General features: G+C 59.8%; 24 protein-coding genes. 10 read left to right on the plus strand and 14 right to left on the minus strand.

Going from position 1 to position 24,880, the window contains the following annotated elements; genetic code table 11:
* Position 1: 1 nt before the first annotated feature.
* The 3 genes from pseF to pseB are packed head-to-tail and all read right to left on the minus strand — an operon-like array spanning position 2 to position 2,825.
* The gene (gene pseF, locus ACEWPJ_RS10690; RefSeq protein ID WP_416513057.1) at positions 2–688 is read right to left on the minus strand and encodes a pseudaminic acid cytidylyltransferase; all 687 of its coding nucleotides are present in this window, start codon (positions 686–688) and stop codon (positions 2–4) included.
* Positions 685–1,830 (minus strand): UDP-4-amino-4,6-dideoxy-N-acetyl-beta-L-altrosamine transaminase, encoded by a 1,146-nt coding sequence (gene pseC, locus ACEWPJ_RS10695; protein ID WP_416513058.1) that lies wholly within the window; start codon positions 1,828–1,830, stop codon positions 685–687. Before pseC ends, pseF begins: the two co-directional genes overlap by 4 nt.
* The gene (gene pseB, locus ACEWPJ_RS10700; RefSeq protein ID WP_416513059.1) at positions 1,827–2,825 is read right to left on the minus strand and encodes a UDP-N-acetylglucosamine 4,6-dehydratase (inverting); all 999 of its coding nucleotides are present in this window, start codon (positions 2,823–2,825) and stop codon (positions 1,827–1,829) included. The genes pseC and pseB overlap by 4 nt, the downstream gene beginning before the upstream one ends.
* A gap of 204 nt (positions 2,826–3,029) precedes the next feature.
* Here pseB and ACEWPJ_RS10705 point away from each other — a divergent pair, with 204 nt between their 5' ends.
* The 4 genes from ACEWPJ_RS10705 (at position 3,030) to ptsP (ending at position 7,567) form a co-directional block, all read left to right on the plus strand.
* A complete protein-coding gene (locus ACEWPJ_RS10705) occupies positions 3,030–3,500 on the plus strand; it encodes an NUDIX hydrolase (RefSeq protein ID WP_416513060.1) in 471 nt (156 codons plus the stop codon).
* A gap of 64 nt (positions 3,501–3,564) precedes the next feature.
* Positions 3,565–3,999 carry a DUF1178 family protein gene (locus ACEWPJ_RS10710; protein ID WP_416513061.1) on the plus strand — a complete coding sequence of 145 codons (435 nt, stop codon included), beginning with the start codon at positions 3,565–3,567 and terminating at the stop codon, positions 3,997–3,999.
* Between the two features lie 85 nt (positions 4,000–4,084).
* Positions 4,085–5,323: an aspartate kinase gene (locus ACEWPJ_RS10715; protein ID WP_416513562.1), complete on the plus strand. Its 1,239-nt coding sequence runs from the start codon at positions 4,085–4,087 to the stop codon at positions 5,321–5,323.
* Positions 5,324–5,329: 6 nt separating this feature from the next.
* Positions 5,330–7,567 carry a phosphoenolpyruvate--protein phosphotransferase gene (gene ptsP, locus ACEWPJ_RS10720; RefSeq protein ID WP_416513062.1) on the plus strand — a complete coding sequence of 746 codons (2,238 nt, stop codon included), beginning with the start codon at positions 5,330–5,332 and terminating at the stop codon, positions 7,565–7,567.
* On the opposite strand, the gene ACEWPJ_RS10725 is transcribed toward ptsP, so the two are convergent.
* Positions 7,562–8,071 (minus strand): GNAT family N-acetyltransferase, encoded by a 510-nt coding sequence (locus tag ACEWPJ_RS10725; RefSeq protein ID WP_416513063.1) that lies wholly within the window; start codon positions 8,069–8,071, stop codon positions 7,562–7,564. The two genes, ptsP and ACEWPJ_RS10725, sit on opposite strands and share 6 nt — an antisense overlap.
* Positions 8,072–8,165: 94 nt before the next feature.
* Here ACEWPJ_RS10725 and ACEWPJ_RS10730 point away from each other — a divergent pair, with 94 nt between their 5' ends.
* The 3 genes from ACEWPJ_RS10730 to ACEWPJ_RS10740 all read left to right on the plus strand — a co-directional run bounded on the left by ACEWPJ_RS10730 (position 8,166) and on the right by ACEWPJ_RS10740 (position 10,272).
* The gene (locus ACEWPJ_RS10730; protein WP_416513064.1) at positions 8,166–8,771 is read left to right on the plus strand and encodes a flavin reductase family protein; all 606 of its coding nucleotides are present in this window, start codon (positions 8,166–8,168) and stop codon (positions 8,769–8,771) included.
* A gap of 11 nt (positions 8,772–8,782) precedes the next feature.
* A complete protein-coding gene (locus tag ACEWPJ_RS10735; RefSeq protein WP_416513065.1) occupies positions 8,783–9,655 on the plus strand; it encodes an S-methyl-5'-thioadenosine phosphorylase in 873 nt (290 codons plus the stop codon).
* An 89-nt stretch (positions 9,656–9,744) separates the two neighbouring features.
* Entirely contained in the window at positions 9,745–10,272 is a 528-nt protein-coding gene (locus ACEWPJ_RS10740; RefSeq protein ID WP_416513066.1) for an adenine phosphoribosyltransferase, read from the plus strand.
* Between the two features lie 116 nt (positions 10,273–10,388).
* Here ACEWPJ_RS10740 and ACEWPJ_RS10745 read toward each other — a convergent pair whose 3' ends face one another.
* The 10 genes from ACEWPJ_RS10745 to coxB form a co-directional block, all read right to left on the minus strand.
* Positions 10,389–11,810: an FAD-binding oxidoreductase gene (locus tag ACEWPJ_RS10745; protein WP_416513067.1), complete on the minus strand. Its 1,422-nt coding sequence runs from the start codon at positions 11,808–11,810 to the stop codon at positions 10,389–10,391.
* A gap of 30 nt (positions 11,811–11,840) precedes the next feature.
* Positions 11,841–12,425 carry a GNAT family N-acetyltransferase gene (locus ACEWPJ_RS10750; RefSeq protein WP_416513068.1) on the minus strand — a complete coding sequence of 195 codons (585 nt, stop codon included), beginning with the start codon at positions 12,423–12,425 and terminating at the stop codon, positions 11,841–11,843.
* Entirely contained in the window at positions 12,425–13,687 is a 1,263-nt protein-coding gene (locus ACEWPJ_RS10755; protein WP_416513069.1) for a M16 family metallopeptidase, read from the minus strand. Before ACEWPJ_RS10755 ends, ACEWPJ_RS10750 begins: the two co-directional genes overlap by 1 nt.
* Positions 13,684–15,072: a threonine synthase gene (gene thrC / locus ACEWPJ_RS10760; RefSeq protein WP_416513070.1), complete on the minus strand. Its 1,389-nt coding sequence runs from the start codon at positions 15,070–15,072 to the stop codon at positions 13,684–13,686. The genes ACEWPJ_RS10755 and thrC overlap by 4 nt, the downstream gene beginning before the upstream one ends.
* Before the next feature lie 13 nt (positions 15,073–15,085).
* Positions 15,086–15,763 (minus strand): SURF1 family protein, encoded by a 678-nt coding sequence (locus ACEWPJ_RS10765; protein ID WP_416513071.1) that lies wholly within the window; start codon positions 15,761–15,763, stop codon positions 15,086–15,088.
* 91 nt (positions 15,764–15,854) lie between these two features.
* Entirely contained in the window at positions 15,855–16,655 is an 801-nt protein-coding gene (locus tag ACEWPJ_RS10770) for a cytochrome c oxidase subunit 3 (RefSeq protein ID WP_416513072.1), read from the minus strand.
* A gap of 23 nt (positions 16,656–16,678) precedes the next feature.
* Complete coding sequence (locus ACEWPJ_RS10775; protein ID WP_416513073.1) at positions 16,679–17,257, minus strand: cytochrome c oxidase assembly protein; 579 nt, start codon at positions 17,255–17,257, stop codon at positions 16,679–16,681.
* A complete protein-coding gene (locus ACEWPJ_RS10780; RefSeq protein WP_416513074.1) occupies positions 17,254–17,427 on the minus strand; it encodes a hypothetical protein in 174 nt (57 codons plus the stop codon). Before ACEWPJ_RS10780 ends, ACEWPJ_RS10775 begins: the two co-directional genes overlap by 4 nt.
* Before the next feature lie 2 nt (positions 17,428–17,429).
* Positions 17,430–18,368, minus strand: a complete 939-nt coding sequence (gene cyoE, locus ACEWPJ_RS10785; protein ID WP_416513075.1) for a heme o synthase — start codon at positions 18,366–18,368, stop codon at positions 17,430–17,432.
* 51 nt (positions 18,369–18,419) lie between these two features.
* On the minus strand, positions 18,420–19,289 hold the full coding sequence (gene coxB / locus ACEWPJ_RS10790) for a cytochrome c oxidase subunit II (RefSeq protein ID WP_416513076.1): 870 nt from the start codon (positions 19,287–19,289) through the stop codon (positions 18,420–18,422).
* A gap of 210 nt (positions 19,290–19,499) precedes the next feature.
* Here coxB and tldD point away from each other — a divergent pair, with 210 nt between their 5' ends.
* The 3 genes from tldD to topA all read left to right on the plus strand — a co-directional run bounded on the left by tldD (position 19,500) and on the right by topA (position 24,852).
* Complete coding sequence (gene tldD / locus ACEWPJ_RS10795) at positions 19,500–20,921, plus strand: metalloprotease TldD (protein WP_416513077.1); 1,422 nt, start codon at positions 19,500–19,502, stop codon at positions 20,919–20,921.
* 66 nt (positions 20,922–20,987) lie between these two features.
* Complete coding sequence (gene dprA / locus ACEWPJ_RS10800) at positions 20,988–22,130, plus strand: DNA-processing protein DprA (RefSeq protein WP_416513078.1); 1,143 nt, start codon at positions 20,988–20,990, stop codon at positions 22,128–22,130.
* Between the two features lie 187 nt (positions 22,131–22,317).
* A complete protein-coding gene (gene topA / locus ACEWPJ_RS10805) occupies positions 22,318–24,852 on the plus strand; it encodes a type I DNA topoisomerase (RefSeq protein ID WP_416513079.1) in 2,535 nt (844 codons plus the stop codon).
* Positions 24,853–24,880: the final 28 nt, after the last annotated feature.

Raw genomic sequence — 24,880 nt, forward strand, 5'->3', positions numbered from 1 at the left:
CTTAGTCGGCCAATCCCAAGGCGCGGAACATCGCTTCGGCCTGTTCCCAATCTTCCGGCGTGTCGATGTCCTGTACTCGCGAGCGCGGCAACACGAGCGGCTTGGTTCCCTCTCCAAATGGCGGAACGGCGTCGCGCCACGCATTGGTCTTGCCCCAGTAGAATTGCCCGGCGTCGTGATAGGCTTCTTCAAGGTCTTGCGACCGCGTTTTGTATTGGTCGGGGTCGAACATCGCCAAACGACCATTCGGCGTCAATTTGACTGCCCGCTGGATCGGAAAAGCGAAACTGGTAACGGGGATCACATAATCGGCGTCGGTCAGTAGATCGGCGGCGTCGCTAATATCCTCCGCCCGAACGAAGGGGGCGGTCGCGTAGAGACAGCACAGGGCATTGGGCGCCCCACCTTCCGCCTCCAACCACTCGATCGCGTGGTGGATCACGGCCTGCGTGGTCGCGAAGTCGTTTGCGAGTTCATCGGGCCGCATGAACGGCACTTCGGCCCCAAAGGTTTTGGCGACATCAGCGATCTCTGCGTCGTCGGTTGAGATGATGATGCGGTCAAAACAGCCGGCCCGGCGTGCGGCTTCAATCGACCACCCGATCATAGGTTTGCCGCAGAAGTCTTTGATATTCTTGCGTGGAATCCGTTTTGACCCACCACGGGCCGGGATCAAGCAAATGCTCATGCCAGCGCCTTTTCAATCGCCCCGACGACCGCTGCAAAATCATTGTCAGACAGACCGGGATAAAGCGGGATCGAAATCGTCTGAGAATAATAAGCCTCCGCCGCCGGAAACATCCCTTCGCGAAAGCCGAGCGCTTTGTAATAAGGCTGCAAATGGACCGGGATGTAGTGGACGTTGACGCCAATGCCGTCGCCGCGCAGCGCCTCAAACACCGCGCGCCGCTTTTCGGCGTCAACGCGGATGACGTAAAGGTGGAACGCCGACAGCGCGTCGGCCAGCCGTCCCGGACGTTTCAGCGGCAAATTTCCCAGCGCCGCATCATAGCGTTCGGCCAGTTGGTTGCGGCGATCAACGTATTCCGACAAACGATCCATCTGCGCGACGCCCAGCGCGGCCTGAAGTTCGGTCATGCGGTAGTTCAGACCAAGTTCGATCTGCTGGTAATACCAAGGTCCGTGGCTATCGCTGACCATCAGGTCGGGTTCGCGTGTGACACCGTGCGAGCGAAAGAGGTTCATCCGCTCCGCGAACGTGTCGTCATTCGTTGTGGCAACGCCGCCCTCGGCGGTTGTTACGATTTTGACCGGGTGAAAGCTGAACACCGCGATATCGGAATGCACGCAGGCACCGACCGGCTGGTTCTGGAATTGGCCGCCAATCGCGTGGCTCGCATCTTCAATGACGCGGACACCGTAGCGTTTCGCAAGGTCGCCGATGGCCTCCATATCGCAGGACTGTCCGCACATATGAACGGGCATCAGCACTTTCGGCAAACGCCCCGCCTTCTCAGCCGCGTCGAGCTTTCTCGCAAGCGCGTCGGCGCTCATGTTGAAAGTCTCGGGGTCGATATCGACGAAATCAACCTCGGCACCGCACAGCAAGCCGACATTGGCGCTGGCAACAAAGGTGATGGGCGAAGTCCAAAGCAGATCGCCCTTCCCCAATTTAAGCGCCAGACATGCGATATGAAGCGCGGAAGTGGCCGAATTGACGGCAACCGCATGTTTTGCACCCGCGGCGGAGGCCACAGCCCCCTCAAAAGCAGGCACCAGCGGCCCTTGCGTCAGGAAATCAGAAGTCAGGGCCGCGACAACGCTGTCGATATCCTCCTGCCGAATATCCTGACGACCGTAGGGGATCATTCGCTGACCTGCTCCACCATTTTCAAGAAACCCTCTTCGGACAGCCAATCCGTGTTGTTGCCGGAGTGATATTCGAACCCCTGTTCGACCGGTTCACCTTTTTCGTCCAAGCGATTGACCGTGAAATCGGACGGGTGGCTGAACTGAATTGTCGGCATGATGACGTAGTGATCATGGAACTCCAACGTCAGATGGCTGTCATCTGCAGGGCACATGATTTCGTGCAGTTTTTCGCCGGGGCGAATGCCGATCACCTTATGCGGCAGATCGGGCGCCAGCGCTTTGGCAAGGTCGACCATCTTCATCGAAGGGATCTTGGGAATGAAAATCTCTCCCCCCTGCATCCGGTGGAAGTTTTTCAAAACGAACTCAACCCCGTCGTCCAGCGTAATCATGAACCGGGTCATGTCGAGGTGAGTGATCGGGAGCTCTTTCGCACCGTCGGCGATCAACTTTTTGAAGAACGGCACGACCGATCCGCGCGACCCGGCGACGTTGCCGTATCGCACAACCGAAAAGCGGGTCGGGCGCGGGCCGACCATGTTATTCGCAGCGACGAACAGCTTGTCAGAGGCCAGTTTCGTCGCGCCATAAAGGTTGACCGGGTTCGCAGCCTTGTCCGTCGACAGCGCGATGACCTTCTGCACCCCATTCGCCAGCGCTGCCTGAATGACATTCTGCGCGCCGTGGATGTTGGTCTTGATACACTCCATCGGGTTGTATTCTGCCGCGGGCACCTGTTTCAGTGCAGCAGCATGGATGACATAATCGACCCCATCCATCGCTTCCTTCATCCGCGATTCATCCCGCACGTCACCGATGAAATACCGCATTTCGGGCGCGTTGTAGGTCTGAGCCATCTCAAACTGCTTCAACTCATCGCGCGAGAAGATGATGACTTTCTTCGGGGAGTATTGGGCCAGAATATGATCCACATACTTCTTACCGAAAGAGCCTGTGCCGCCCGTAATCAGAATAGTCTTGTCGTTGAACATTCGCCGAAACCTCTCATTCAGCCTGACGGCCTTGGCAACGATTACCCGCCTTGCGAGCGAACTTCCATCGCAAATTGGCCGCACGGCCACTCTGCAACATTGCCAATTGCGGGCGAAAACAGATGGTCTATAGTCAAGAAAAACGAGTTGAGGCGGGCCGATTTCGTTTTTCTTTTGGCCTATACGGGTAGATTTGACGTGACGATGGCAAGAACGACGCAAAGTCCGATAAGGCTGACGGCCGGTCAAAAACGCGGTGTCAGTAGCCAGTTTGGTGCGCTGTGTTACCGGATCAAGAACGGCAAAGTGCAGGTGCTATTGATCACGAGCCGGGGTGCCGGACGCTGGCTGATCCCGAAAGGGTGGCCGATGGACAATGCAACCCCCGTCGAAGCCGCCGCGCAGGAGGCGTTTGAGGAAGCAGGCGTTGAAGGCAAGGCGAGTTCCGTTTGTCTTGGCATTTATTCATACACCAAGGGGCTGGATGATGAGGATACACTGCCCTGTATCGTTGCGATCTTTCCGTTGAAGGTGAAGCGCCTGCTGAAATCGTACCCCGAGGCCGACCAGCGCAAACGAAAATGGTTCAGCCGAAAGAAGGCCGCGGCGCGGGTCAGCGACCCGGAACTTGGGCAGATTATCCGCAGTTTTGACCCGACGAGGCTACCGAAATAACGCCTCTCCCGTTGATTTCAGGTAAGATGCCATTAAGTCCAAATTATTCTTTGGGAATCGCGAAATGATCCGCTACGCGCTAAAATGTGCAAACGATCACAGCTTTGAAAGCTGGTTTCAATCCGCAGAAGGGTTTGACAAACTTCAGGCGGCGGGAATGGTTGCGTGCCCTGATTGCGGGCATACCGATGTTTCAAAGGCGATCATGGCACCCCGCGTCACCCCCGGCCGGGACAAAGTCTCAGAACCCGGCACGGGCGCGCTGACCACCCCGGACGATGAAAAACAAGCCGCGCTGGCGAAATTGAAGGCTGAGATCGAGGCGAACTCCGAATATGTCGGCATGAATTTCGCAACCGAAGCCCGCGCGATCCACGACGGCGATGCGCCGACCCGCGCCATCTATGGCGAAGCCAAGCCGGAAGAGGCGAAATCCCTTATCGAAGACGGCGTGCCGGTCGCACCTCTGCCCTTCACCCCAAATCGCAAGACCAACTAGCGCCTTCACAGTCGCCCCTATTGCCCTTGGCCCCATTCCCGCTTACAGACGCGGCTGATTGAATAACTGGGACATGGGCAGGTTGATGCCGCTGTTGGTGATGAAATTCGGGGGCACGTCTGTCGGCTCTCTTGATCGTATCCGCCGCGCGGCGAAGCGCGTGGGCGTTGAGGTGGCAAAAGGCTACGACGTGATCGTCATCGTGTCAGCCATGTCCGGCAAAACCAACGAACTTGTCGGCTGGGTCTCCGAAACGTCGGCCATGTTTGACGCGCGGGAATACGACGCGGTTGTCAGCTCTGGCGAAAACGTCACAGCCGGGCTGATGGCACTGACCTTGCAGGAAATGGATGTTCCGGCCCGCAGTTGGCAAGGTTGGCAAGTTCCGGTCAAAACGACGTCCGCGCACTCTTCTGCCCGGATTGAGGAAATCCCGACCGAACATCTGATGGCCAAGTTCGACGAAGGCATGCGGGTTGCTGTTGTCGCCGGGTTTCAGGGCGTCAGCCCCGAGGGGCGGATCACCACACTCGGGCGTGGCGGATCAGACACCACCGCCGTGGCCTTCGCCGCCGCCTTTGGTGCGGAGCGCTGCGATATCTATACTGATGTCGATGGCGTCTACACGACCGACCCCCGGATCAGCCCGAAGGCCCGGAAGCTCGAAAAAATCGCGTATGAGGAAATGCTGGAACTCGCGTCGCTGGGCGCGAAAGTTCTGCAAACCCGCTCTGTCGAGCTCGCAATGCGCTTTCACGTCAAGCTGCGTGTCTTGTCGAGCTTTGAGGAATACGACGAAAACGCTGGCACCCTAGTCTGTGCCGAGGAGGATATCATGGAATCCAATGTTGTCGCCGGCGTCGCCTATTCGCGTGACGAAGCGAAAGTGACGTTAATCTCGGTCGCTGACCGTCCGGGTATTGCCGCCGCCATCTTCGGTCCGCTGTCTGATGCGGGCGTAAACGTCGATATGATCGTTCAGAACATCGCCGAAGAAGGTCGCACCGATATGACCTTCTCCTGCCCCACCGATCAGGTGAAACGCGCGGAACGGGCGATGGAAGAAGCAAAGACATCCGGCGAAATCAACTATCATGACATCGTTGCCGATACCGATGTTGCGAAGATCTCTGTCGTTGGGATCGGGATGCGCAGCCAGTCCGGTATCGCCGCCCGGATGTTCGAAGTTTTGTCGAACGAGGGGATCAACATCAAGGTTATCACGACCTCTGAAATCAAGATTTCTGTTTTGATCGACCGAAAATATATGGAACTCGCCGTCCAAGCCCTGCATGATGCTTTCGAGTTGGAGAAAGCGGTTTAGGGGCCAATGGCCGAACAAACAGAAAGCGAAAGCCGCAAGCTTCTCGGGCGTCTGCGCGAAGCTTTGGCCGAAGATAGCGCGGGTCAGGAACGGCTCGATCGTATCACCCATCTGATCGCGGACTCCATGCAGACCGAGGTTTGCTCGATCTATCTGTTCCGCGACGATGAAACGCTGGAACTCTGCGCCACAGAGGGGCTGAACCGCGAATCCGTCCACCAAACACGCCTGAAAATCGGTGAAGGTCTGGTAGGCCGCGTCGCGCGCTTTGCGGTACCCGTGAACACAGCCAACGCGCCCAGCGAAAAGGGCTTTCGTTTTATGCCCGAAACGGGGGAGGAGATTTACTCCTCCTTCCTGGGCGTGCCGATCCAGCGTCTGGGCGAACGGCTTGGCGTTTTGGTCGTGCAGTCCAAAGTCGACCGCGAATATTCCGAGGATGAGGTTTACGCCCTCGAAGTCGTTGCGATGGTTCTGGCCGAAATGACCGAACTCGGCGCGTTTGTCGGCGAAGGCGCCGCGCTGTCCGCGCGCCACCAGCGACCGGTGATGATAAACGGGGCCGTCGCGCAGGAAGGCGTTGCCGAAGGGCATATCTACCTGCACGAACCGCGGGTCGTGATCACCAACCCCATCGCTGACGATCCGCACGCCGAGCTTGCCCGCCTGCAAGAAGCGGTTGAGGAGCTTCGCGTGTCCGTCGACGACATGCTGACAACGGCCAAGACCGGCGATAAAGAGCAATATCAAGTCCTTGAAGCCTACCGGATGTTCGCAAACTCCAAAGGCTGGATGCGCCGGATGGAGGAAGACATCGCCCGCGGGCTCTCCGCCGAAGCGGCTGTGGAAAAAGAACAATCATCGGCTCGTGCACGCATGTCGCAAGTGCCTGACGCCTATCTGCGCGACCGCCTGCACGACCTTGACGATCTGTCAAACCGCCTGCTGCGCATCCTGACCGGGCAAGGGTCGGATACGGGGGCCACGCTGCCCGATAATCCGATCCTCGTCGCCCGCAATATCGGCCCCGGAGAGTTGCTGGAATACGGGCGCAGCCTGAAGGGTATCGTGCTTGAGGAAGGCTCCGTCGGGTCGCACGCAACAATTGTCGCGCGGGCGCTGGCGATACCGCTGGTGATCCACGCCCAGCGCATCACGACCGAGGCGTTAAACGGCGATGTCGTGATGGTTGATGGCGAACAGGGCATCGTTCACCTCAGACCAGACGAAACAGTCGTCGCAGCCTTCCGCGACAAGATCGCGATGCAGGCCGAGGCGCAGGAACGCTACACCTCAATCCGCGAAAAACCCGCCGAAACGCTTTCGGGCGAAACGATTACGCTCACGATGAACGCGGGGCTGATGGCGGATCTTCCATCGCTCGAAAATTCGGGCGCCGAAGGCGTGGGCCTGTTTCGCACGGAACTTCAGTTCCTGATCCGCAGCAAAGTTCCCCGCCGGGGAGAGCTTGCCGCGCTTTATTCCCGCGTTCTGGATGCGGCCCACGGCAAGCCCGTCGTATTCCGAACCCTTGATATTGGGTCGGACAAGGTTCTGCCCTACATGACCCGGCAAGACGAACCAAACCCCGCACTTGGCTGGCGGGCGATCCGCGTCGGCCTTGATAAGCCGGGCGTCATGCGGATGCAGGCGCAGGCATTCCTGAGGGCCGCGCATGGTCGTCCGATTTCCATTATGTTTCCGATGGTTGCCCAGTTTGAGGAATTCAAAGCCGCCCGTGACCTGCTGCTGCGTGAGGTTGAGCGGGAGCGAGCACTTGGCCACATCTTGCCCGAAGACCTGAAAATCGGTGCGATGCTGGAAACACCCTCCCTCGCCTTCGCGCCGCGCCAGTTTTTTGAGATGGCGGATTTCATTTCAATCGGCGGTAATGACTTAAAGCAGTTCTTCTTCGCCGCCGACCGCGAAAACGAACTTGTCCGGCGGCGCTACGATACGCTGAATGTCAGCTTCCTGACGCTGATCGAACAAATCGTCGCGCGGTGCGCTGAAACCAACACTCCGGTTTCCTTCTGCGGTGAGGATGCCGGGCGACCGCTGGAAGCGCTTTGTTTTGCGGCGATGGGCCTTCGGTCCCTGTCGATGCGCCCGGCATCTATAGGCCCGGTCAAAAGCGTGCTGCGCCGCACTGACCTGACCGAACTGCGCAAAGTCATTGACGAAGCGCGGGAGCGTGGCGATCAATCCGTCAGAAAAGCCGTCCGCGCCTGGGTCCAGTCATAAATCCGGGCTGACTGCGGGTACGTCGAATTTCGTAACCGCTCCGCGCACGCCATCCCACCCGTCATCGGCCAGGCTGATCCCCAAAACACGGTCGCGGTTCGTCGGCGGCGGCATCTCCACCCCCTCCAGCCGTTTAAAGCCGTAGCGGCCGTAATAAGGCGCGTCGCCAACCAGCATAACGCGCGTCCAGCCAAGGTGTTTCGCCGCGTCAAGGCTATGCCGGATCAGTGATCCACCGACGCCTTCGCCCTGATGTGTCGGGTGGACAGCAACCGGACCAAGCAACAGCGCGGGCTGCCCGCCGACGCGGACCGGCCAGTATCGGATGGCCCCGGCGACGATCCCGCTTGGATCGCGCACGACGAAAGACAGGTCTGAAACGCAAGGCACGTCATCCCGCAGGCGATAAGACGACAACGCCTCTCGCCCCGGTGCGAAGCACAGATCATATAGCGCCTCGACCTCCCACCAGTCCTCGGCGGTTTCCTGACTTAGCTCAAACAACGCGGCCTGTCCCCTTACCGACGCCCCTGATCGGATTTCTGCTGGAAAGGGGCGTAGCACGGCGTTACCTGTTGGGCAAACATCAGGAGCCCGAATGTTCTACCGCCCCGAAGACGGACACAATCTGCCGCACAACCCGTTCAACGCAATCGTCACACCCCGGCCAATCGGCTGGATTTCAAGCCGTTCGGCGGATAGGTTGGACAATCTGGCGCCCTATTCGTTCTTCAACGCGGTCGCGTATGAGCCGCCGCAGGTCATGTTCGCCTCGACCAGCGCAAAGCCCGATCAGAACGGCACCAAGGACAGCGTCGCGAATATTCGCGAAACCGGGGCGTTCTGCGTCAACATCGTGGAATACGCCGCCCGCGACGTGATGAACGCGACCTCGGCCCCGAAACCTGCAGGCGTTGACGAATTCGCAACTGCGGGCATCACCAAAGCGGAATGCGAAACCATCGCCTGCGCCCGAGTCGCTGATGCGCCTGCATCGCTCGAATGCAAGCTGACGCAGATCGTGGAACTGCCCGGCACCGCAAATTTCGTCGTGTTCGGAGAGGTGACAGGCATCCACATGCGCGATGACTGCGTGAAGGACGGGATGTTCGGCATCACCACCTACCAGCCGCTCGCGCGGCTTGGCTATCACGACTACACCCGCGTGACAGAGATTTTCCCTCTGACGCGCCCGAAAGACTGAGGAGAACAGGCATGGACACGATGATCGGTGTAATCGGAGGCTCCGGCCTTTATGAGATCGACGGGCTGCAAGACGCAACGTGGCAAGCGGTTGAAACGCCTTGGGGCGCGCCCTCGGACGAAATCCTGACGGGTGAGGTTGATGGGGTGAAAATGGCGTTCCTGCCGCGCCACGGACGAGGGCACACTCATAGCCCAACGACAGTGCCCTACCGCGCGAATATCGACGCGCTGAAGCGGTTGGGTGTGACGGATGTGATCTCAGTCTCGGCCTGTGGGTCGTTCCGCGAAGAAATGGCACCCGGCGATTTCGTCATTGTGGATCAGTTCATCGACCGGACCTTCGCCCGCGAAAAATCATTCTTCGGCACGGGGTGCGTCGCCCACGTATCGGTCGCCAACCCGACTTGCCCACGCCTGTCCGCCGCTTGCCTGACGGCCGCCATCGACAGCGGCATTACCGTCCATGACGGCGGCACGTATCTGGCCATGGAAGGGCCGCAGTTTTCGACCCTCGCGGAATCCAAGATGTATCGCGAAAGCTGGGGCTGCGACGTGATCGGCATGACCAACATGCCCGAAGCGAAACTCGCCCGCGAGGCAGAGCTGTGCTACGCCTCGGTCGCGATGATCACCGACTACGACAGCTGGCACCCCGACCATGGCGAAGTGGACGTGACGCAGATCATCCAAACGCTGATGGGCAACGCAGACAAGGCGCGATCAATGGTGCAGCGCTTGCCGAATCTGCTGGGCGCAGACCGCACCCCCTGCCCGCACGGCTGCGACCGCGCGCTGGAATTTGCGGTCCTGACGCAACCCGATGCCCGTGACCCAGAGGTTGTTGCGAAACTGGACGCGGTGGCGGTACGAGTGCTGGGTTAGCCTGCGTCCTTGTCCGCCGATTTCCGCCTTTGCCTCAGCCGCAGACTGTTTTAGGTGTAAGGGCGGTCTGAATTTCCGCTGGAGCCCTCATGCAGGTCAAAGATTACATCCGCACCATCGTCGATTTCCCTCATGAAGGTATCATGTTTCGGGACGTGACCACGTTGTTCGCCGACGCGCGCGGTTTTCGGATGGCGATTGACCAAATGCTGCTGCCCTACGCGGGGGAGCGGATTGACAAAGTCGTCGGGCTTGAGGCGCGCGGGTTCATTCTTGGCGGCGCGATTGCGCACCAATTGTCGGTGGGCTTTGTGCCGATCCGCAAAAAGGGCAAACTGCCCGGCACGACGATCAGTCAGGACTATGCGCTTGAATATGGCGAGGCGATCATGGAGATCCATGACGACGCCTTGCAGCCCGGCGAAAAGATCTTGGTTGTCGACGACCTACTCGCCACCGGTGGCACGGCAGAGGCGGGTATCAAACTGATCGAACGCTTGGGCGCCGAAATTGTGGGTTGCGCCTTCATCATTGACCTGCCTGAACTTGGTGGCCGCGCCAAGCTGGAAACCCTCGGGATGGATGTATTTTCCCTCTGCGAATTCGAGGGCGCGTAAAGGTTCTGGTAACCCTTCCCGCCTATAGCTGAGGCGTCCGTTACCCACGGATGTTGCTTGCACACACGTAGCGAATTGGTCGCCCTGCCGGGGTTTCGGTGGGGCGACCAGACTGCTTAGTCCGGCACCGCCAGCACCGCCCCCGGATTCATAATTCCATTCGGATCGAGCGCCGCCTTGATCGTCCGCATCGCGGACAGCTTTGTCGGATCGCCATAGCGCTCCAGCTCCGCCCGTTTCAGACGACCCACGCCATGTTCAGCGCTGAAAGAGCCGCCGAAAGCGTGGACGAGGTCATGCACGGCCCGCTCAACCTCATCTTTTCTGTCGTAATAGCTTTCGCGCGCCTCACCCTTCGGCGGATAGACGTTGTAGTGTAGATTGCCGTCCCCGACATGCCCGAAACAATTGATGCGGAACGGGCCAATCGCCGCGATGCGCGCCCACCCTTGTGCAATGAACTCCGGCAACGCACCAAGCGGGACAGAGATATCGTGGCTAACCACCGCGCCGATGCGCTTGTTCGCCTCGGGGATCATTTCGCGGACGGTCCAAAATTCCGCCCGCTGCGCCTCCGACTGGGCGATCAGCCCGTCGGTGACAAGCCCCTGCTTAGCGCCATCCTCAAACAGATCGGTCAGCACGTCGGCAGCGGGTGTGCCGCCAGCCAGCCCCAATTCGACCAGCACCATCCATTCAGGCGGCGTGGGGAAAGGCTGGCGGGTTTCGGCAACGGTCTCGGTCAGGAACTCAAGCCCGGTCCGGTGGATCAGTTCAAACGCGCTAACGGCGCCGCCGACACGGGCTTGGGTCAACGACAGCATGGACAACGCGGCGGCAGGGTCGGGAACGACAAACAGCGCGGTTCCGACATTCGCCGGACGCGGAAACAGCTTGAGTGAGGCCGCCGTAATGACGCCAAGAGTGCCCTCGGCACCGATCAGCAGGTTCCGCAGGTCGTATCCGGTGTTGTCCTTCCGCAGCCTGCTTAGCCCGTGCCAGATTTCACCGGTTGGCAGCACCGCCTCAAGCCCCAGACACAAATCGCGGGCGTTCCCGTAGCGCAGTACGTTGACGCCGCCGGCATTGGTCGAAAGAACCCCGCCGACACGACAACTGCCCTCGGACGCGAGAGACAGCGGGAACAAGCGGTCAGCCTCCGCCGCCGCTGTCTGAACGTCGGAAAGGACGCCCCCCGCCTCAGCGATCATCACATTCTCGGCCGGGTAGGTCGCGCGGACCTTCGCCATACGCTCCAGCGACAGAACAACCGGGTCCGGTCCTTCGGACAAGACCTGCCCGCCAACCAAGCCCGTGCCTCCGCCATATGGGACAATGCCGACCTTTGCCGCGTTGCAAGCGCTGACAATCGCCGCGACCTCTTTAACCGTTCGTGGGGCGACGAGTATGCCGCCCGCCCCGCGAAAGCTGCGGCGCGGCTCTTCCAGATAGGCAGGGGTTAGCGGGCGAAAAACAGCCTCATCAACCACGCCAGCCAAGGTGCTGCGAAACGTATCATCGGCAGGGTTGAGCGGCATGAATGCTCCTTGCCTCGGTCAACTCAGCGATCAGCCGGTGGCCGTCTTGCCCCGGCGATCAAGGCGCAGATTGGCATAGAGAACGTGAGTGCGCCAGCGACCGTTGATCTGAAGATAGCTTTGCGCGACACCTTCGTATTTGAACCCGGTTTTCTCCAACACGCCGCGGGACGCCTTGTTTTCCGGCAGGCACGCGGCTTCGACCCGGCTGAGGTCGAGCGTGTTGAAAGCGTAGTGAACGACAGCCTCAATCGCCTCGCGCATATAGCCCTGCCGTGCATAGGGCGCGCCCGTCCAATAGCCCAAGGTTGCCGCCTGCGCCGGTCCGCGCCGGATCGTGTCGAGCGTCACCGCCCCAAGCAGCGCATCATCGCTGCGCCGGATCAGGAACAGCGGCACGGCGGTCCCACTGGTGATAGACCGCTGCGCCCAGTAGACCCGGTTGGTGAAGGATTTGCGGGTGAAATGGTCGTTTGCCCAGTTCGGCTCCCACGGGGTCAGGAAATCCGTGCTGTTTCGACGCAGATCAACCCAGCTTCGATGGTCGCCATGTGCCGGAGGGCGAAGCGTCATGCGCTCCGTCTCAATCCGAATTTTCCGGCGACGGCCAATCATCAGGCAACGAGCCTTTGCTTCAGGTCCGCGACCGAGGGCGCCCCTTCGATTGGGCCGTAAAGCGCAAGGCTCGGCTTTGCCTGCCCGGCGATCCGCGCCGCGTAATCGCGCACCATCGCGGTATCAACCGCGTCGATCTTCTCAACAACTTCCGGAATGCTCGGCACCCGCCCCCAGATCGCCGTCATCCTCGCCAAACGCTCCGCCCGGTTCGATGGGTTTTCAAGGCCCATCAGCAATCCGGCCTTCATCTGCGCACGGGCCCGCGCGGTTTCGGCGTCGGACATATCATCGGCCGCGCGCTTCAACTCATCCACGGTGATCGTCGAAAGCTCAGCTATCTGGTCAGCGCTCGTGCCCGCATAGATCGTCGTCATCCCGGTGTCGGCATAGGCTCCGGCTTGCGCGAAGATCGTGTAGCAAAGCCCTCTTTTCTCGCGAATTTCCTGAAACAAGCGCGACGACATTCCGCCACCCATCGCGCCCGCGTAGACCTGTGCGGTATAGATGTCCGGGTCGCGATAGCTGGCGCTTTCAAGGGCAAGGGCGAAGTGCGCCTGTTCAAGTCCCTTCACCTCTCGCCGCTCGCCACCGGTATATTTTGCCGGTTGGGCGTCGGTCGCGACGCCGCGTTTCAAATCGCTGAACAACACCTCCGCCCGGCGCACGATATCGTCGTGATCTACTGCGCCCGCCGCTGCAAGGATCATGCGTTCAGGGCCGTAGTGCCGCGCGACGAACTGCAACAATTCGGCGCGGGTGAAGGCGCTGACACGCTCTGCCGGGCCGAGGATGGTGCGCCCGATGGGTTGGTCGGGATACGCTTCTTCCTGCAACCAATCGAAGATTACGTCGTCTGGCGTGTCGAGCGATTGGCCGATCTCTTGCAAAATCACACCGCGCTCTGTTTCGATCTCATGGTCTTCGAAAGTGGGGTTGAGCAAAATGTCCGAGATCACATCAAGCGCGAGCGGCACGTCGTCTTTCAGAACGCGGGCGTAATAGGCTGTCGTCTCGCGGCTGGTGTAGGCGTTGATATGGCCGCCAACGTCCTCAATCGCTTCGGCAATATCGACGGAGCTGCGCGTGGTCGTTCCCTTGAACGCCATATGCTCAAGAAAATGGGCGATGCCGTTCTGTTCCGGCAATTCATCGCGGCCGCCGGCGGTGATCCAGATTCCAAGGGACGCGGACAGAAGGCCGGGCATGGGCTCCGTTACAATGCGGAACCCGTTTGAAAGGGTATGAAACTCAACACTCACTTAGACAATCGACCTTTTATCAATGTTTCCAGTTGCCTCAGGTCGTTTTCAACGACCGTCATGCGTTCTTCTTTGTCAAATAGGTCCGCCATATGCGGCGGAAGCGCAATGTGGGTGCCACAGGCCGCTTCGACCGCTTCGGGGAACTTCGCAGGGTGCGCGGTGGCGAGCGTTACCATGGGGGTTGCGCCAAGGTGATCGTCCGCCACCCGTGCGCCAATCGCAGAATGGGGGCAAAGCACCTGCCCCGTCCGCCGCTGAAAATCCTTGATCGCGGCGGAGGTTTCATCCTCAGACACGCGCCCCGACGCGAATTGTTCACGCAGCGCTTCTAGCGCGCCTTGGCTGACCGTGAACCGCCCCGTGGTTTTCAGGTCATCCATCTGCTGTGCCACCGCCGCGCCGTCGCCGCCATAAGCAAAGAACAGCGCCCGTTCGAAGTTTGAGCTGACCTGAATATCCATCGACGGGCTGATCGACGGCGTGACGCCTTGGGTTTCGTAAACGCCGGTTTCCATCGTGCGGTGCAGGATGTCGTTCTGGTTCGTCGCGATCACCAGCTTTTCAATCGGCAACCCCATGCGCCGCGCGATATAGCCTGCGAAAATGTCACCGAAATTACCGGTCGGCACAGTGAAATTCACGGCCCGCTCCGGAGCACCCAACGACACCGCAGACGTGAAGTAATACACGACCTGCGCCAGCACCCGCGCCCAGTTGATCGAATTGACACCAGCCAGCCCGACTTCGTCGCGAAACTCGAAATCGTTGAACATGTCCTTCAACTTGCCCTGGCAATCGTCAAAGTCACCCTTGAGGGCCAGTGCATGGACGTTACCCTCAACGGGGGTGGTCATCTGGCGGCGCTGAACGTCGCTGACGCGCCCCTCGGGGAACAGGATAAAGACATCGACGGCATCCAGCCCGCGAAACGCCTCAATCGCGGCAGAGCCGGTGTCGCCGGAGGTCGCGCCGACGATGGTCACATGCTGCCCGCGCTTGGTCAGTGATGCCTCAAATAGCTGGCCGATCAACTGCATCGCGAAGTCTTTGAAGGCGAGCGTCGGGCCGTGGAAAAGCTCTAGCAGGAAGTGGTTGGAACCAAGCTGAACCAGCGGCGCGCGGGCGTCGTGGGTGAAGCCCTCGTAGGCACGGGCGATGATCGCGCGAAATTCGTCGTCGGCGAAACTGTCACCGATGAACGGGCGCATAACGGTGAACGCGACCTCTTCGTAGCTTTGGCCGGCCATCGCCTTGATCTCACCGGCGCTGAATGTCGGGATCGTTTCCGGAACATACAGCCCGCCGTCCCGCGCGAGGCCTGTCAGCATCGCGTCTTCAAATCCAAGGACCGGGGCCGCCCCGCGTGTCGAGATATATCGCATTCGCTTTATGCCTTCACTGCGTTCGACGCCTGATACGCCAGACGATGGCGGCTGTCATCCCCAACCACACGACAGCGAGTGAAAACCACGTGATCGCATAGCCAAGATGGTCGTTTGGGATCACCGATGTGTCGACGGGCAAGGGTGTGACCGGTGCCGGATCTTCGGAGGTGTCGCTGGCGATCACGAACAGCCAGTGGGTTCCCAAGGCCTCCGCCATCGCGACCGGGTCGCGGGCATACCAGATGTTTGCGTCGAGGTCGGGGGGCGGCGTGAAGCTGTCGACCTCCTCCGGCTGGTGGAGGTTGCCTATGATCGTCGCCTCAACCGGCGGACGGGGGGCGTCTTTCTGGTCGGCCAGGACATAGCCCCGATCAACGAGGATGCGCTGCCCGCTATCCGTTTCGAATGCGCTAACGATGCGGTAGATCGCTCCGATCCGCTTGAGGCTCGCCAGCACATGCAATTCTTTGCCGGTGAAGCGCCCCGCGAGTTCAACCGGGGCGTAGTCGAGGTATTTAGGGTCCGTCGCATCTTGAAGCGTCATCGGTGCGTCGTTCAGACGCTCCTCAATAGTGGCAAGAACGCCCTCTTTCCATTGAAGCCGTTGCACCTGCCACACCCCAAGACCGATCAGAACTGCGGCCCCAAGCAGACCAAACAGAAGCGGTAATATTATCCGGCGTTCCACGTGCGGACCCTATCAACTGAAAACGCGAGGCCAATGGCCCCGCGCTTTGTTTTTCGTGTATTGCTCCGGTCTTTTCAACCGCGGATTGGGATTAGCTGCCCCAGATGTAGATCGCGGCGAACAGGAACAGCCAGACCACATCGACAAAGTGCCAATACCACGCCGCAGCCTCGAACCCGACGTGACGTTCGGGGGTAAAGTGGCCCTTCATCGCGCGAATGAGGCAGACTGTCAGGAAGATCGTCCCGATGAGCACATGCGCGCCGTGGAAACCGGTCGCCATGAAGAAGTTGGCGCCATAAATATTACCTGAGAAACCAAAGGCCGCGTGGCTGTATTCGTATATCTGGAAGAACGTGAAAAGAATGCCGAGCACGATGGCAAGACCAAGGCCATTGATCAGATCCCGGCGGTTGTTTTCATGGGCAAGCGCGTGGTGCGCCCACGTCGCCGCAGCGCCGGAACACAGCAGGATCAGCGTGTTGATCAGCGGCAGGTGGAACGGATCAAAGGTTTCGATGCCCGCAGGTGGCCAAACACCGTCAACCGCGGGTGATTCTGGCCCCATCGGATACATGGCATGCTTGAAGAAGCTCCAGAACCACGCGGCAAAGAACATGATCTCGGACATCACGAACATGATAAAGCCGTAGCGCAGGCCGATCCGCACCACCGGGGTGTGATCGCCAACCTGGCTTTCGTGCACCACGTCGGACCACCATGCGAACATGACGTAAAGCACGCCAGCCAGTCCGATCAGGAATATCCAGGGCCCGTTATCCGCGAACCACTGAACCGCGCCGAAGAGCATGACAAATGCCGCGACAGCGCCGAGGAACGGATTAATGGATGGCGGAAGAATATGATAGTCGTGGTTTTTTGCGTGAGCCATATGGGTTCCCTCGTTTTGAGGCCTTAGTTAACAGAGGTCGAAGTCGCGGTCGAGAGGTTCGCCGTGTCTTCGGGAAGGTCGGTTTCGTAGAACGTATAAGACAGCGTGATGTGCTGCACGTATTTTGCTTCGCGGTCGTCAACGATTTCAGGATCAACGTAGAATGTCACCGGCATCTGCACCCGCTCTCCGGGTTGCAGAACCTGCATTTCAAAGCAAAAACAGTCGATCTTGGTGAAGTAGCTGCCAGCGGCATAGGGTGCGACGTTATAGCTTGCCGTGCCAGCGATGGGGCGGTCGGTCGGGTTGTAAGCTTCGTAAAACGCCAACCCGGTTTCGCCGATCTTCAACTCCATCTCGCGGGCGACGGGCTTGAATTCCCACGCCATTTCGCGGTCGACCGAGGCGTCAAAGCGAACCTTGATGACTTGGTCGAGAACGGTGTCAGACCCAGCCGTTGCGGAGGCCGTGGTCCCGCCATATCCAGTCACCCGGCAGAACCAGTCGTATAGGGGGACCGCAGCCCAAGCGAGCGCGCCCATCGTGATCACCACCCCGACAAGGCCAAGCGCGGTTTTCGATGTGCCAGACATATCTTTCATTCCAAGGCGACCCCCGTGCTTTCGTCATAAGCGCTGCCGACGTCGATCACTTTGACCTTTACAACCGTCAGCCCGAATATGATCGCCACAAACGCGGCGAGTGCAATCCCCACCCCCGTGTTCCGGCCAGAGCGGCGCTTGTGAATTTCATGTTCCTTGCCAATCGCCATCGTCACCATCCGCCAAAACCGAAAGTGCGCAATCCGGCCTCAACCAGCAACGCGCCGAAGTGAAGGAACAGATAGAGCAGCGAAACCTTGAAGAAGGCGCGTTCGACGCGGTAGTTGTCACCCTCGGCCATCGCTTCATCGCGGCGCCAGATGTCGATCGCGCCCTTTATGAACCAGAGGTTCAGCAGAACCGCCGTCACCATATAAATCGGCCCGCCAATCGACGTGACGCCAATGCCAATCGTGATCGGGGCCAACAGCAGCGTGTAGACGAGTATATGCACCCGCGTCACCTTGCGGCCATGCGTAACTGTCAACATCGGCACGCCCGCGTCGTCGTAATCAGACTTCATAAATAGCGCCAGCGCCCAGAAATGCGGCGGCGTCCACATGAAGGTAATAAGGAACATCAGAACGCTTTCGACGGAAACTCCGCCCGTCGCCACGGCCCAGCCGATCATCGGGGGGAACGCACCAGCAGCCCCGCCGATCACGATATTCTGCGGGGTCCAGCGCTTTAGCCACATCGTATAGACGACGACGTAGAAAAAGATCGTGAAGGCAAGCAGCCCGGCGGCGATCCAGTTCGCGGCGAGGCCCAGCATGACAACGGACATTACCGAAAGGGTCATGCCAATGGCAAAGGCTTCTTCTTCGGTTACTTTGCCCGTGGGAATCGGGCGGCCCTTGGTGCGGCGCATGATCCGGTCGATATCGGCGTCCCACCACATGTTGAGCGCACCCGACGCCCCGCCTCCGATTGCGATAAACAGGATCGACGCGAAGCCGATCATCGGATGCACCGAAACCGGTGCCACCAGCAAACCGACCAATGCCGTAAACACCACCAATGACATCACGCGCGGCTTCAGTAGCGCGTAATAGTCGCCAAATCCGGCTTCGCCGGTTCGGGTGGTGCAATCAAGGCTCGTGTCGCTCATGGGCTAACCCCTTCTGCGCAAGGCCACCACGGCGGGCGGCCTGCTTGGGTGTCAGTCGTTCGCTGCGACGGTCAGCGGCTGGGTGATACCTGCGAATTCTTCCTTCGCGCGGCCAAGCCATGCGTCGTATTGCGCTTGGGTTACGACTTTGACCGTGATCGGCATATAGGCGTGATCCTTGCCGCAAAGCTCAGAACACTGACCGAAATAGATGCCCTCTTTGCCTTCGTCGACGTTGAACCAAAGCTCTGCCAGACGGCCTGGAACGGCGTCCTGCTTTACGCCAAAGGCGGGAATCGTCCAGCTGTGGATCACGTCTGCGGCTGTGACCTGCATCACGATGGTTTTGCCGGACGGCACGACGACGGCGTTGTCGGTCGCCAACAGGTATTCATCTTGGGTATAGCCCGCGGGCTCCAGCCCTTCGCGGCCAAGCATGAACGCCTCAAACCCAAATTCCTCATCAATGTATTCGTAGCCCCAATACCATTGGTAGCCCGTGACCTTGATGGTGATGTCGGCTTCGGGAATTTCCTGCTGCTTGAACAGAACCGGAAGGGAAAACGCGCCGATCACGATCAGAATCAGGATCGGACCAAGGGTCCACGCGACTTCGACCGGAGTATGGTGGCTGAAGCTGGCCGGAGTCTTGTTGGCGCGGCGGTTAAAACGCACAATCGCGTAGGCGAGAAGGCCCATCACGAAGATCACAATACCGGTGATGATGACGAGGATCAGATAGTCGAGCCATTGCAAATCACGCGCCAAATCGGTTGCGGCGGGCTGAAACCCGGTTCCGCCTTGGGTCGGTGCGCCAATGATCTCTAGCCCGTCGATCCCGTCTTGCGCACGGGCAGCGAGACCGCTGATTGCTGCGAGGGGAGCGGCCAGAAGACCCGTAAATTTGCTTTTGATTCGCATTTCAATTTCCTGTTCGCGTCGCGGTCGTGCCGCCTGTGATCCAGTAGCGTAGCCAAATTTCATGCGCCGTTCAAAAGACACAGCGCCTTTGTGCCACTATCCCATTGTGTCCGGCCCGGTTAAAACCATATTACAGGCGACGGAACAAGCTATTCATGCGCGGCAAACAGCCGCTTTTCATGATTTTTCCAGATCGCAGACGGAGCTGACATGGCGAACGCACCTTTCCGCCCCTTTGAAACCAATCTCGACAAGGACCGGGCGCTGGCCACACTAAGGACAGCGACCGACGGTGCCGACGACGGGGAACTGTTCCTTGAACGGCGGCGGTCAGAAGCGTTGGTGTTCGACGATGGCCGCGTCAGAAACGCGAGCTACGACGCGTCTGAAGGCTTCGGTTTGCGGGCTGTGCGGGGCGAAACCGCGGGCTACGCCCATTCGACGGATCTATCTGAAAAGGCGCTGGCCCGCGCGGTTGAAACAACCCACCTTGCGGTTGGCAGCGGTGGTGGAACCCTGGCCGATGCACCAACCGGAACGAACGCCCGGCTATACGGCGACCTCGATCCGATTTCAGAAATCAGCTTTCCGGCGAAACTGGACCTGTTGAAAGAGATTGACGATTTCCTTCGCGGCCTCGACCCGAAGGTCGTTCAGGTGTCGGCAACCGTCGCCGGATCGTTGCAAGAGGTTGAAATCCTGCGCCCCGAGGGCACACATCTGCGCGACGCGCGCCCCATGTCGCGGATCAATATCTCTGTCATCGTTGAAAAAGACGGCCGCCGCGAAAGCGGATCAATGGGCGGTGGCGGGCGTGCGGGATTTGCGGATCTGTTCGAACGCACCCATTGGGAAGGCGTCGCGCGGGAAGCGTTGCGGATCGCGCTTGTGAACCTTGATGCGGTCCCGGCCCCGGCGGGTGTGATGGACGTCGTGCTCGGCCCCGGCTGGCCCGGTATTCTGCTGCATGAGGCCGTGGGCCATGGGCTTGAGGGCGACTTCAACCGCAAGGGCAGCTCCGCATTCGCCGAATTGATGGGCCAGCAGGTCGCGGCAAAGGGTGTCACCGTGCTTGACGATGGCACGATCCCGGATCGGCGCGGGTCGCTGACGATTGATGACGAAGGCACGCCGTCGGCCCGGAATGTCCTGATCGAAGACGGCGTTCTGGTCGGCTACATGCAGGATCGCCAGAACGCGCGACTTATGGGGGTGGAACCGACCGGAAACGGGCGGCGCGAAAGCTATGCCCATACGCCGATGCCGCGGATGACCAACACCTACATGCTGGGCGGAAACGCCGCGCCCGACGCGATCCTAGCTGACCTAAAGGATGGCATCTACGCCGTCGGCTTTGGCGGCGGTCAGGTGGATATTACGAACGGCAAGTTCGTGTTTTCCTGCACTGAGGCTTATCGGGTTGAAAACGGCAAGGTCGGCGCGCCGGTCAAGGGCGCAACGTTGATTGGCGATGGCGCGACCGCGATGAAACAAATCCGCGCGGTCGGGAACGATTTGAAACTCGACCCCGGTATCGGGAACTGCGGCAAAGCCGGCCAGTGGGTGCCGGTTGGCGTTGGTCAACCGACGCTGATGATCGGCGGCCTGACAGTGGGCGGCGCGGCGGCCTGATACACGTAAACAGCCCGTTAACCATCAGCAGATCATAGTGGCGACGACCCGACGAAAAGGCGCCCTATGACCGACGATCTGTTCAACACCGACCAACGCATCAAACCACCCAACGGCAAAGACGAGCAACTCGCGTGGCTGCGCCTGATCCGGTCAAGGCGCGTCGGGGTCGCGACATTCTTTCGACTGATGCGCGACCACGGAACGGCGGAGCGTGCGTTGGAGGCACTGCCCGAAATTGCGAAAGCTGCGGGGGTGGAAAAGTACGAAACCTGCCCCATCGGTGTTGCGCAGGCAGAGATGAAAGCGGCGGCGCGGGTCGGTGCGCGGCTGCTTTGCTATGGCGCGCCTGACTACCCGAAACATCTGATGGATATCCCCGATGCGCCGCCGCTGCTTTGGGCCCGGGGTGATGTGGAGTTGCTGACCCGGCCAATGGTGGCGCTTGTCGGCGCGCGGAACGCCTCCAGCCTTGGCACACGCATGGCGCGGCGACTTGCCGCTGACCTGACCGAAGCGGGCTTTGCGGTCGTTTCTGGTCTGGCGCGGGGTATCGACGCGGCGGCACATAAGGCCAGCATTGAAACCGGAACGATTGCGGTTATCGCTGGCGGCATCGATACCATCTATCCCGCCGAAAACGCCGATCTCGCCGCGAAAATCCATAAATCCGGCCTGACTCTGTCTGAACAACCCGTTGGTATGCAGCCGATGGCCCGACACTTTCCGCTGCGAAACCGTATCATCTCCGGCGTGTCGCGCGGGGTCGTCGTGGTCGAAGCCGCGTTGAAGTCAGGCAGTTTGATCACCGCGCGAAACGCTCTCGATCAGGGACGGGAAGTGCTCGCCGTGCCGGGCCATCCGTTCGACGCACGCGCATCCGGTTGCAATGCCCTTATCCGCGACGGGGCGACGCTGGTGCGATCTGTGGAGGATATCGTCGAACAATTGGGCGGGGCCGCATTGCCTGCAGAAAGCGCCGTGAAGCCGCCCGCGCGCCAAGCCGAGGCACCCCCCAAACCCACGCCGGATGTATCGGACCTGCACCAGCAAATCCTATCGCGCCTTGGCCCCAGCCCGCTGGCAGAGGACCAGTTGATCCGCGACCTTGGTATTCCGGCGAAGACGGTGAACCCTGAACTGACGACGCTTGAACTTGATGGCCGGATCGAACGGAAGCATGGCGGGCTTTTGGCGCTGGTTGGTTGATGTGACGGGGAATCAAAGCGACGCGGCGCCGGCGGTTCGCACGCCAAATCGGGGGCGCCCCGGACGCCTCTTTTTCGCGCCCAAACCAGCACAACGCAGCCGCTCTGTTCGTGATGCCATTGACAATACCCGGCAACGGCCCACATCTTGCGCGGCCAAATGCGCTTGACGAGTCGGAAGGAATTTCATGCCCGTTGTTGTTGTCGAATCCCCGGCGAAAGCCAAAACAATCAACCAGTATCTTGGTGGCGACTACACGGTTTTGGCGTCCTATGGACACGTCCGCGACCTGCCGCCAAAGGACGGGTCGGTTGATCCAGATAACGGATTCGAAATGCAGTGGGAAATCGCGAGCGATTCCCGCAAGCACGTCAAAGCAATCGCGGATGCGCTGAAAGACGACAACGAACTGATCCTCGCAACTGACCCCGACCGCGAAGGCGAAGCGATCAGTTGGCACCTTCAGGAAGCGCTGACAAAACGCAAGGCGATCAAGAAGGACACGGACGTGAAACGCGTCGTATTCAACGCGATCACCAAATCCGCCGTGACCGAGGCGATGCAGAACCCGCGCGACGTCGATGCGCCGCTGGTTGAGGCATACCTTGCCCGTCGTGCGCTGGACTACCTCGTTGGGTTCAACCTTTCGCCTGTGCTTTGGCGCAAGCTGCCCGGATCGAAATCCGCTGGTCGCGTTCAGTCAGTGTGCCTGCGCCTGATCGTTGAACGCGAGATGGAGATCGAAGCGTTCGACGCCCGCGAATACTGGTCGGTCAAAGCGCAGCTGACGACCCCACGCGGTCAGGAATACGAGGCGCGCCTGACCGTCCTCGGCGGACAAAAGCTCGATAAATTCGATCTTGAGAATGAAACCGCGGCGGAGCTGGCGGTTCAGGCCATCACCTCTCGCGATCTGAGTGTGAAATCGGTTGAGGCAAAACCGGCCAGCCGCAACCCCTCTGCCCCGTTCATGACTTCGACCCTGCAACAGGAAGCCAGCCGCAAGTTCGGCTTTGGCGCGCGTCAGACGATGTCGACCGCGCAACGGCTGTATGAAGCGGGCTATATCACCTACATGCGGACCGACGGGATCGACATGGCGCCCGAAGCGGTCATGGCCGCGCGGGATGAGATCAAATCGCGCTACGGCGACAACTACGTGCCCTCCAGCCCTCGCATGTATAAAAACAAGGCGAAAAACGCGCAGGAAGCGCACGAATGTATCCGCCCGACAGATATGTCGGTGGATGCGGGCAAACTCTCCCGCCTCGAAGCGGATCAGCGCAAGCTTTACGACCTTATCTGGAAGCGCACGCTGTCCAGCCAGATGGAAGCCGCGCGGATGGAGCGCACGACCGTCGACGTGGCCAGTGCTGACGGTCAGGTGGAACTGCGCGCCTCCGGGCAGGTCGTTCTTTTCGACGGTTTCCTGAAGGTTTACGAGGAAGGCCGCGACGACAGCGTTGTCGATGACGACGACAAGCGCCTGCCCCAGATCGAAACCGGCGACAAAGCTGAAAAGGTCAGCGTCACACCGGATCAACATTTCACCCAGCCGCCGCCCCGCTATACCGAAGCGACGCTTGTTAAGCGGATGGAGGAGTTGGGCATCGGGCGGCCATCAACCTACGCCTCGGTCGTCACGACGATTCAGGATCGCGGCTATGTTGTGAAAGAAAAGAACCGACTGATCCCCGAGGATAAAGGGCGGTTGGTTACGGTGTTTCTGACCAACTACTTCCGCAAATACGTAGGCTATGAATTCACCGCCAATCTGGAGCAGGAACTTGATGAGGTGTCGGCAGGCGATGCCGATTACAAAGATGTCCTTAACCGGTTCTGGCGCGATTTTTCGGCGGCGATTGCCGAAACGTCCGAGCTTCGGATCACCGAGGTGCTTGAGAAAATCAACGAGGTGCTTGAGCCGCATATCTTCCCCGCAAAGGAAGACGGCAGCGACCCGCGCCTGTGCCCGAATTGCGGCGAAGGGCGGCTTTCCATGCGCACCGCGCGATCTGGTGGAGCGTTCATCGGCTGTTCGAACTACCCCGAATGCCGCTTTACCCGCCCCTTCGGCCCGCCGGGTGTTGAGGGCGAAGAGATTGGCCCCGACGGGAAATACCTTGGCGACGACAATGGCGACAAGATATCGCTCCGAAAAGGGCGCTTTGGCCCTTATGTGCAGCGCGGTGAGGCGACCGAGGAAGAACCGAAGCCACCACGCGCGTCGCTTCCGAAAGGATGGGCTGCCGAGGATATCGACCTTGAAAAAGCCGTTACGCTTCTAAGCTTGCCGCGTCAGGTCGGCCCACACCCAGACGACGGTGAGATGATCGAGGCCGGGATCGGCCGCTATGGACCGTTCGTCAAGCACGGGCGGATCTATGCGAACCTGCCAAATGTCGAGGAAGTGTTCGAGGTTGGCATGAACCGCGCCGTCGAACTGCTTGCGCAGAAGGCCGCCAAAGGCGGGCGTGGTGCTGCGGCGAAGCCGCTTGTTGAACTCGGCGAACACCCCGAATCCGGTGGCCCCGTCAATGTAATGGACGGGAAATACGGCCCCTACGTGAAGTGGGAAAAGATCAATGCGACGCTTCCGAAGGATGTTGAGCCGACGCAGGTCACGATGGACATGGCGGTGCAACTGATCGCGGAAAAAGCCGCGAAGAAGGGCACCCGCAAGAAACCCGCGGCAAAGAAAAAGGTCGCGGCGAAGAAGTAGCGGGCGTTTGGGCTTTGGGGTTGGCGGG

The sequence above is a fragment of the Aliiroseovarius sp. YM-037 genome (assembly GCF_048060095.1).
GTDB lineage: Bacteria > Pseudomonadota > Alphaproteobacteria > Rhodobacterales > Rhodobacteraceae > JBLUOA01.